General features: G+C 37.2%; 5 protein-coding genes. All 5 read right to left on the bottom strand.

Translation table 11 applies throughout. The annotated features are described in order from the left end of the window. Window positions 1–41: 41 nt before the first annotated feature. The 5 genes from V7121_RS24860 to glgB are packed head-to-tail and all read right to left on the bottom strand — an operon-like array spanning window position 42 to window position 7,966. On the bottom strand, window positions 42–2,438 hold the full coding sequence (locus V7121_RS24860; RefSeq protein ID WP_335498683.1) for a glycogen/starch/alpha-glucan phosphorylase: 2,397 nt from the start codon (window positions 2,436–2,438) through the stop codon (window positions 42–44). Beyond that, window positions 2,428–3,879 carry a glycogen synthase GlgA gene (glgA, locus tag V7121_RS24855; RefSeq protein ID WP_335548245.1) on the bottom strand — a complete coding sequence of 484 codons (1,452 nt, stop codon included), beginning with the start codon at window positions 3,877–3,879 and terminating at the stop codon, window positions 2,428–2,430. The genes V7121_RS24860 and glgA overlap by 11 nt, the downstream gene beginning before the upstream one ends. After that, window positions 3,876–4,907, bottom strand: coding sequence for a sugar phosphate nucleotidyltransferase (locus V7121_RS24850; RefSeq protein ID WP_335548243.1), 1,032 nt, complete (start codon window positions 4,905–4,907; stop codon window positions 3,876–3,878). The genes glgA and V7121_RS24850 overlap by 4 nt, the downstream gene beginning before the upstream one ends. A 22-nt stretch (window positions 4,908–4,929) precedes the next feature. Beyond that, the gene (locus V7121_RS24845; RefSeq protein WP_335498674.1) at window positions 4,930–6,075 is read right to left on the bottom strand and encodes a glucose-1-phosphate adenylyltransferase; all 1,146 of its coding nucleotides are present in this window, start codon (window positions 6,073–6,075) and stop codon (window positions 4,930–4,932) included. Beyond that, window positions 6,017–7,966 (bottom strand): 1,4-alpha-glucan branching protein GlgB, encoded by a 1,950-nt coding sequence (gene glgB, locus V7121_RS24840; RefSeq protein ID WP_335498672.1) that lies wholly within the window; start codon window positions 7,964–7,966, stop codon window positions 6,017–6,019. The genes V7121_RS24845 and glgB overlap by 59 nt, the downstream gene beginning before the upstream one ends. Window positions 7,967–8,280: the final 314 nt, after the last annotated feature.

Here is an 8,280-nt window from a genome sequence, read left to right as displayed (position 1 = left end):
ATATTATAAAGAAAAGCTTCTGCCAACGGCAGAAGCTTTTCTTATTTTATAGGTTTAATCTTCCAAATATCATCAGCGTATTCTTGAATCGTGCGATCACTTGAAAAATAACCGGCATGAGCAATATTTCTTAAACTCATTTGCTGCCAACGTAATTGATCAGTAAATGCATCGCCAATCGATCGTTGGATGTTTGCATAGGAGGCAAAATCCTTTAAAACAAAATATTGGTCATTTTCTTGAAGAAGTGAATCAAATATTGGTTCAAACTCGTTATAGATACCAGGGAAAAAACCATTTATCAGTTGGTCGACTACTTGACGGATACGATAATCATGGTGGTAATATTCATCGGATTGATACCCACCGTGCTGGTAGTAATGAAGAACTTCCTCTGCTGTTAGTCCAAACGTAAAGATATTGTCATTACCAACTAATTCACGAATTTCTATATTAGCACCATCCAAAGTTCCTACCGTTAAAGCTCCATTAATCATAAATTTCATATTCCCTGTACCAGAGGCTTCCTTACTAGCGGTTGAGATTTGTTCACTTACATCTGCTGCAGGAAAGATCCGCTCCGCAAGAGAAACACGATAATTTTCAAGAAAGATCACTTTCATTTTATCGCCAATTACGGGGTCATTGTTCACTTTTTCTGCAACTGTATTAATTAGCTTGATGATTTTTTTTGCATAGTAATATCCCGGGGATGCCTTTGCACCAAAAATAAACACCCTAGGAACAACAGGGGAGCTTGAATCCTCTTTAATACGGTTATAAAGATGCATAATATGTAAAACATTTAAAAGCTGCCGCTTATAGGCATGCAGACGCTTTACCTGTACGTCAAAGATAGCACCTGTATCCACCACAGTTCCCGTCTTTTCATAAATAATATTCCCTAGTGTTTGCTTATTTTCATTTTTTACTTTTAGAAGTTGCTCTAGAAATGAGGTATTGTTTTGATAATTAAGCAGCTCCGAAAGTGCTGTTGCTTTGTATTTCCAATCGGAACCAATGGTTTCTGTTATCAGGGACGATAGTTTCGGGTTTGCCTTTAATAGCCAGCGCCGGTAAGCAATCCCGTTTGTTTTATTATTAAATTTCTCTGGAAACAGTTGAAAAAATTGATTCATCTCACGTTTCTTTAAAATTTCAGTATGCAGTTTTGCCACACCATTGATACTAAAACTTCCGACAATCGCTAAATGTGCCATTTTAACAAAATTGTCTGCGAGGATGGCTAGTCCTTTTATCCGTTCCCAATCTCCTGGAGTTTGTTCCCATAACTCATGGCAAAATCGTTCATTAATTTCCTCTACAATCATATAAATCCTTGGAAGTAACGGTTGGAAAATATGTATGGGCCACTTTTCCAGTGCTTCAGATAAGGTCGTATGATTAGTGTAAGAAATAGTATGTGTGGTAATATGCCAAGCCGGCTCCCAATCGTATCCTTCTTCATCTATGAGGATTCTCATTAATTCGGGAATGGCAAGGACAGGGTGAGTATCATTAATATGAATACAAATATGTTCATGTAGATGTTTCAAGCTCCCGTGTTGTTTCCGATAGGTTTTTAGGATGGATTGAATACTAGCAGATACTAAAAAGTATTGCTGTTTCAGCCTCAGTATCTTCCCTTCATCATGAGTATCATCGGGGTATAAAAACTCCGAAATCATTTCTGTTTCCCGTTTATATTTTAAAATATCAACATGTAAGGGAAATTGAGAAGGCTCAGCGTTCCACAATCTTAATGTATTGACTGTTTTTGATTGATAGCCGATAACAGGCATGTCATGAGGTACAGCAGTGACCGTTTCTGTATTTAAATGCTGAAATACAAGACGGCCATTTTCAAGCTTTGTTTCCACCTTCCCCCAAAAGGGAATCTTAATTGAACTATCTGCTTTGCGGATTTCCCATACATTCCCATTTCTTAGCCATTGTTCGGGTAATTCGACTTGATAGCCATCAACAATTTTCTGCTCAAATAATCCATGTTTGTAACGAATGCCGTGGCCATGTCCAGGTAAATGAAGGGAAGCTAACGAGTCTAGAAAACAGGCAGCCAGTCTTCCTAAGCCGCCGTTTCCTAAGCCAGCATCAGCCTCAAATTCCTCTAACTCACCTAAGTCTATACCTAAATCTATTAGGCCAGCTTGAACCGTTTCTTCTACACCTAAATTTATTAAATTTTGTCTTAGTAACTTCCCCAATAGATATTCAATGGAGAGATAATAAACTTGTTTTCCTTTTGCCGCTAGATGTTGCTCGTTTGTCGTAATCCAATCATTACTCACATATTCGCTAATCATCGTACCAAGTGTTTGATAGTGGTCCCTGGCTGAGCTTTCAGAGAAACTCTTCCCACATACCATTTCGATCCTTTTTAGAAAGGTCTCCTTAAACTCCGCCTTATTAGAAAACATGGGTTTCACTCCTTGCAACAATTTCTGCATATAATTGATTATAGCTATACGCTGATTGGGCCCAACTATAATCCATTTCCATCGCTTGTTTTACAATTTGGTTCCACGAATTGGAATCATGGTAAATACTTAACGCTCTTTTAATGGTATACAGCATGTCATGGGCATTAAAATTTGAGAAAGAAAAGCCATTACCTTTTCCTGTAAATTCATTCCAAGCGTTTATTGTATCATTTAAGCCGCCTGTTTCCCTAACAATCGGGATTGCACCATATTTCATGGCAATTAATTGACCAAGCCCGCAAGGCTCGAATTGTGATGGCATTAAAAACAAGTCTGCTGCCGCATAGAGTTTATGGGCCAGGCCTTCATTAAATCCAGTAAAAACTTTTAACTTTTCAGGATAAATTCGGGCTGCCTGTCGTAAATGTTCTTCGTATTCATAATCACCAGTACCTAGAACAATTACCTGTAGGTCTTCCTGCAAAATCTCACGTAAAACACATTTTACTAAATCAAGCCCCTTTTGCCTTGTCAGCCTTGTAATCATCACTAATAAAGGGGTACGTGCCGACTGTGGTAATCCAAACTCTTTTTGTATTTCACTCTTGTTTACTGCCTTTTTTTGATGGTTAGCAGCCGTATATGTTTGATAAATTAATGGATCTTTTGCAGGATCATAAAAATCATCATCAATTCCATTTAGAATTCCAATTAAGTCCTCTTTTCTTGCTCTTAACAGACCATCTAACTTTTCACCGTATTCTGGAGTTTGTATTTCTTCTTTATAGGTCGGGCTCACTGTCGTAATTTTGTCCGCTGCTACAAGTGCCCCCTTCATATAATTGATATTTCCGAAAAACTCTAAGTGACCGGAATGAAAGGAATTATAATCCATTCCTAACAAATCTCCTATTACCTCTTTCGGAAAAACCCCTTGGAATTGCAGATTATGAATGGTAAATACAGTCCGCATCAGACTGTAGCCTTTTCGTTTGTAATACTCTGTTCTTAAAAGATAAGGGATCATTGCCGTATGCCAATCATGGCAATGGAGTACATCTGGATAAAAATCGAGCTGGGCAAGGGTTTCTAAAACAGCTCTGTTAAAATATGCAAATCTTTCCCCATCATCAAAATATCCATATAAACCTTCGCGCTTAAAATAATATTCATTATCGACAAAATAGTAGGTTACTCCTTGAAAGGTAAGTTCCTCTATCCCACAATATTGATTTCTCCAACCCACAGGAACAGTAAATTCTTTAATTTTTTTCATATCTGTCTTAAATTCATCTGGTATCGTCCCATACTTTGGCAGAATGACCCTGATATCCGTTCCCAAACTTTTTAATTCTTTTGGAAGGGAACCTGCAACATCGGCAAGTCCTCCCGATTTAGCAAATGGCCCACATTCCGAAACAGCAAATAATACTTTCACGAGTTCATCAACGCTCCTTGCTTTGTGCCCTTACGAATAACTAATGGTGATTGAGCAGTACCGAATAATTGTACTCCTGCCTCTACTTTTACGTCTTTGTCTAAAATGACTGAGTCTAGATAACAGTTCTCCTCGATTTGGCACTTTTGCATTATGATACAGTTCTTAATAACTGCACCTTTACCAATTTTCACACCTCGAGAAATAATACTATTTTCAACCGTGCCATTAATGATGCAGCCATTGGCAATCATTGCATTTTTTACATCGGACCCCTTAACATACTTCGTTGGCGGTTCATCTTTAACTTTAGTAAAGATTGGCTGATCCTTTAAGAATAGTTCTTTCCAAACGTCCAATTTTAATAAATTCATACTAGTAGAAAAATAGTTTGCGATTGAATCAATCATCACGGCATAACCGTCATAGCCATAGTGACATACAGAGTAAAGATCCTGGAGATCATTTACCACATCTTTCATACATGTATATCCTGTTTCATTGCGTGTTTCAATTAACTTAATTAGAAGGGATGTTTTGATTAAGTACATTTCCATTGAACCTCCATCCTTGTGATGGATTTCAGTGATGTCACATCCAGAGCGACTATGCCAATCGAGGATTGGTCTAAAGTTCATATTGAAGACCGTATAACAATTGGAGATGATTGCATACTCTTGAGTACTACGATAGAAAAAATCTATGTTTTCACCAAAATTTTCAAACGAGCCGATTTTATGGCCATCGTTATCAATAATCGGTGATGGAAAAAAGAAAAGTCCATCACTTTTTCGATTTAGGTCCCAATTCTTTCCGGAACCTAAGTGATCCATTAACGAACGATATTGCATTTTCGGGAAAATAGCCACACTTCTTATCCCTGAATTCACCATATTTGATAAAACAAAATCAATGATCCTGTAACGCCCAGCAAAAGGTAGAGCAGCAAGTGATCGATGAGTTATTAAGTCTTCTAAATCATCATGGTATGTGGTGGCGTCAATTACGCCCAATAGGTTACGTTTCAAATAAAGTCCCTCCTGAGTTTTACTAAAAAGCAGGATAAAGCCCGCTTAACATTTCATTAGTTACTAAAATGATTTCATCGTCAAATGAGCGAATAACGGTTCCATCTGGAACTTTCACATCTTCCTGAACAATCGCTTTCTCAATCAAACAATTACTGCCAATGGAAGCATCAGGCATAATGACAGATTCTTTAATAATCGTTCCTTTTCCAACCGTCACACCTTGAAAGAGAACAGATTTGTCTACCTCCCCTTCAATCGTACAACCTTCATTAATAAGTGACTCGTTTACAATCGCATCGGTAGAAATATATTGTGGAGGCTGATTTGGATTAACGGAATAAATCCTCCAATCGTGATCAAATAAATCTAAATCACAATCCTCACTTAACAAATCCATGTTAGCTTCCCAAAGGCTTTTAACTGTACCAACATCTTTCCAATAGCCTTTAAATGGATAAGCAAACAACTTCTTATTTTCCTCTAATAGCATTGGAATTACATCTTTACCAAAGTCATGACTTGAATCAGGATTTCTTTCATCCATTTCTAGATATTCTTTCAGTATATTCCAGCTAAATATATAAATGCCCATCGATGCAAGATTATTTTTCGGATTGGCTGGCTTTTCATCAAAATCTACTATTCTCAAATCTTCATCAGTATCCATGATTCCAAAACGGCTCGCTTCGTTCCATGGAACTTCAATTAGGGAAATGGTCACATCTGCCCTTTTTTCGATATGATATTCGAGCATACTCTCGTAATTCATTTTGTAAATATGGTCTCCTGACAGTATGAGGACATATTCGGGCTGGTATTGTTTGAGGTAATTAAGATTTTGATAAATCGCACTAGCTGTCCCTGTATACCATTTCACTTCAGAAGATTCGGCATATGGTGGTAAAACGGTTACCCCGCCATCCTTCCGGTCAAGGTCCCAAGCACTGCCAATCCCAATATAGGAATTTAATAATAATGGCTGGTATTGTGTTAAAACCCCAACTGTATCAATGTTAGAATTGGCACAATTGCTTAATGGAAAATCTATAATTCTATATTTCCCTCCAAAAGGCACAGCAGGTTTCGCTAGATCCTTTGTCAGCGAATTAAGCCTGCTCCCTTTTCCTCCTGCTAATAACATGGCTACGCACTTTTTCTTTGCCATTTCCTTTTCGCTCCTTTCGCTTTTTAACCGGTCTGATGATTTGAAATCCAAATGCAGGAATTGTAAGATTTATTGAATGGGGCAGTCCATGATAGGGCTCTTCTTCTGCTATAATTGTTTTTTTATTAACCAAGCCGGACCCACCGTATTCCTCATGATCACTATTAAAAATTTCCCGGTATTCTCCATTCTTAGGAACACCAATTTTATAGACAGGGTAGCTTACCCCTGTAAAATTACAAACAACAACTAAGGTTTCATCTTCCTTTTTCCCTTTTCTGATGAAAGAAAAAACGGATTGTTCACTGTTATTCGCATCGATCCATTGAAAGCCATCTTGCAAAAAATCAAGCTCATAAAGTGCTTTAGATCGTTTATAGACCTTAGTTAAAAATTTTACATAAGCACTTAGTTTTTGATGCATTTCATAGTCTAATAAGTTCCAGTCAAGCTGTTCTTTATCTTTCCATTCAGCAAACTGTCCTATTTCAAAGCCCATAAAGAGAAGTTTTTTGCCAGGATGGGCAAACATATAACCCAACAAAAGTCTAAGCTGCGCAAACTTTTCCCAATAATCCCCTGGCATCTTATCTAGTAAAGACTTTTTCCCGTGGACTACTTCATCGTGTGAAAACGGAAGCATAAAGTTTTCTAAAAAGGCATATAAAAATGAAAAAGTTACTTTAGAATGCACATGGGATCTTAAATAAGGTGGAGTCTCCATATATTCCAACATGTCATTCATCCAGCCCATATTCCATTTATAGTCAAAGCCAAGGCCACCATAACTTACTGGTGTTGTGACATTAGGATATTCAGTTGAATCTTCACCAATCATAAGAAAGTGCGGATCAAACTCATGGACTTGATTATTTAGCTTTTTTAAGAAATTTATACCAAAAGGATTTTCCCGCCTTTCATTTGAGGCGTTTGGCCAATAAATGATATTGGCAACTGCATCCATTCGAAAACCATCAATATGAAAATTGTCTATCCAATATAGAGCGTTTGAGATGAGAAAGCTTTGCACTTCACCTCTACCGAGATCAAAGTTAGCGGTCCCCCAGACTGCATTTTCTCTGTCGCCTGCGTAGCTATAAGAATAGCAGTGCGTTCCATCAAAACAGTATAGACCATGGGCGTCTTTGCAAAAATGACCAGGCACCCAATCAAGAATGACCCCAATACCATGCTGGTGAAACTGATCAACAAATTCCCTAAATTCATCTGGTGTGCCATACCTTGATGTAACAGAATAGTAACCAGTTCCTTGATAGCCCCACGAAGCGTCCAGTGGATGCTCAACAAGCGGTAATAACTCTATATGTGTAAAGCCATATTCCAAAACATATGGTATAAGCTCCGCTGCCAATTCTTTATAGGATAAGTAATCATTATTTTCTTTCTTTTTCCAAGAGCCAAGATGAACCTCATAAATAATTGCTGGCTCTGAAAGAAGGGTCTTTTTTCCTCTTCGGGTCATCCACTGATGATCTTGCCACTGATAATTCTTCAATGAATAAACAATAGAAGCTGTATTTGGTCTTATTTCAGAATAAAAAGCAAACGGATCTGATTTTAACAGTCTCTCACCTGTTTGTGAGAAGATTTCATATTTATAAAGCTTACCTGTTAGATCACTGTTTACAATCAGGATCCATACTCCTTCATCATTCACCTTTTGCAATTCATACCCTTCACCATTCCAGTTATTAAAATCCCCCGCAAGCCTAACCTGTAAAGCATTAGGGGCCCATACGCAAAATCGTGTATATACCTTATCGGAATTCTTAAAGATATGAGCGCCAAAAAGCTGATGACTTTGGAAAAAATTTCCCTCATGAAATAAATGCAATTGATAGTCAGTCGGAAAAAACGTATTCACTGTCATGGCTCTCCTCATCCCATTGAAAATATGTATTACAAAGTCCAATTATAATTGCATTTTCTCAATAATCCTCATAAAACTTTTTTATCTTTTCTGACAATAAATGAGGTTTGCTGACATAATAGACTGTTCTTAGTCATATTTCGACACTATTCATCAAATTTTCTTTCAATTATCGCCAAAAATATATAAAAAAAATTTAGTTTTTGGGTCTGAAAATATTATTTGATTTTCAAAAATGTGTTCATTCAAATTAGTATAAAATGTAGTAATTGTAAGCGTTAACAATGCTTTTCGTTAAAGAGGAAAAGTAAATA

The organism is Neobacillus drentensis, assembly GCF_036962125.1.
Classification (GTDB): domain Bacteria; phylum Bacillota; class Bacilli; order Bacillales; family Cytobacillaceae; genus Neobacillus; species Neobacillus drentensis_B.
The sequence above is the reverse complement of the archived record's forward strand: the minus strand, read 5'-3'. Positions and strand labels throughout refer to the sequence as shown.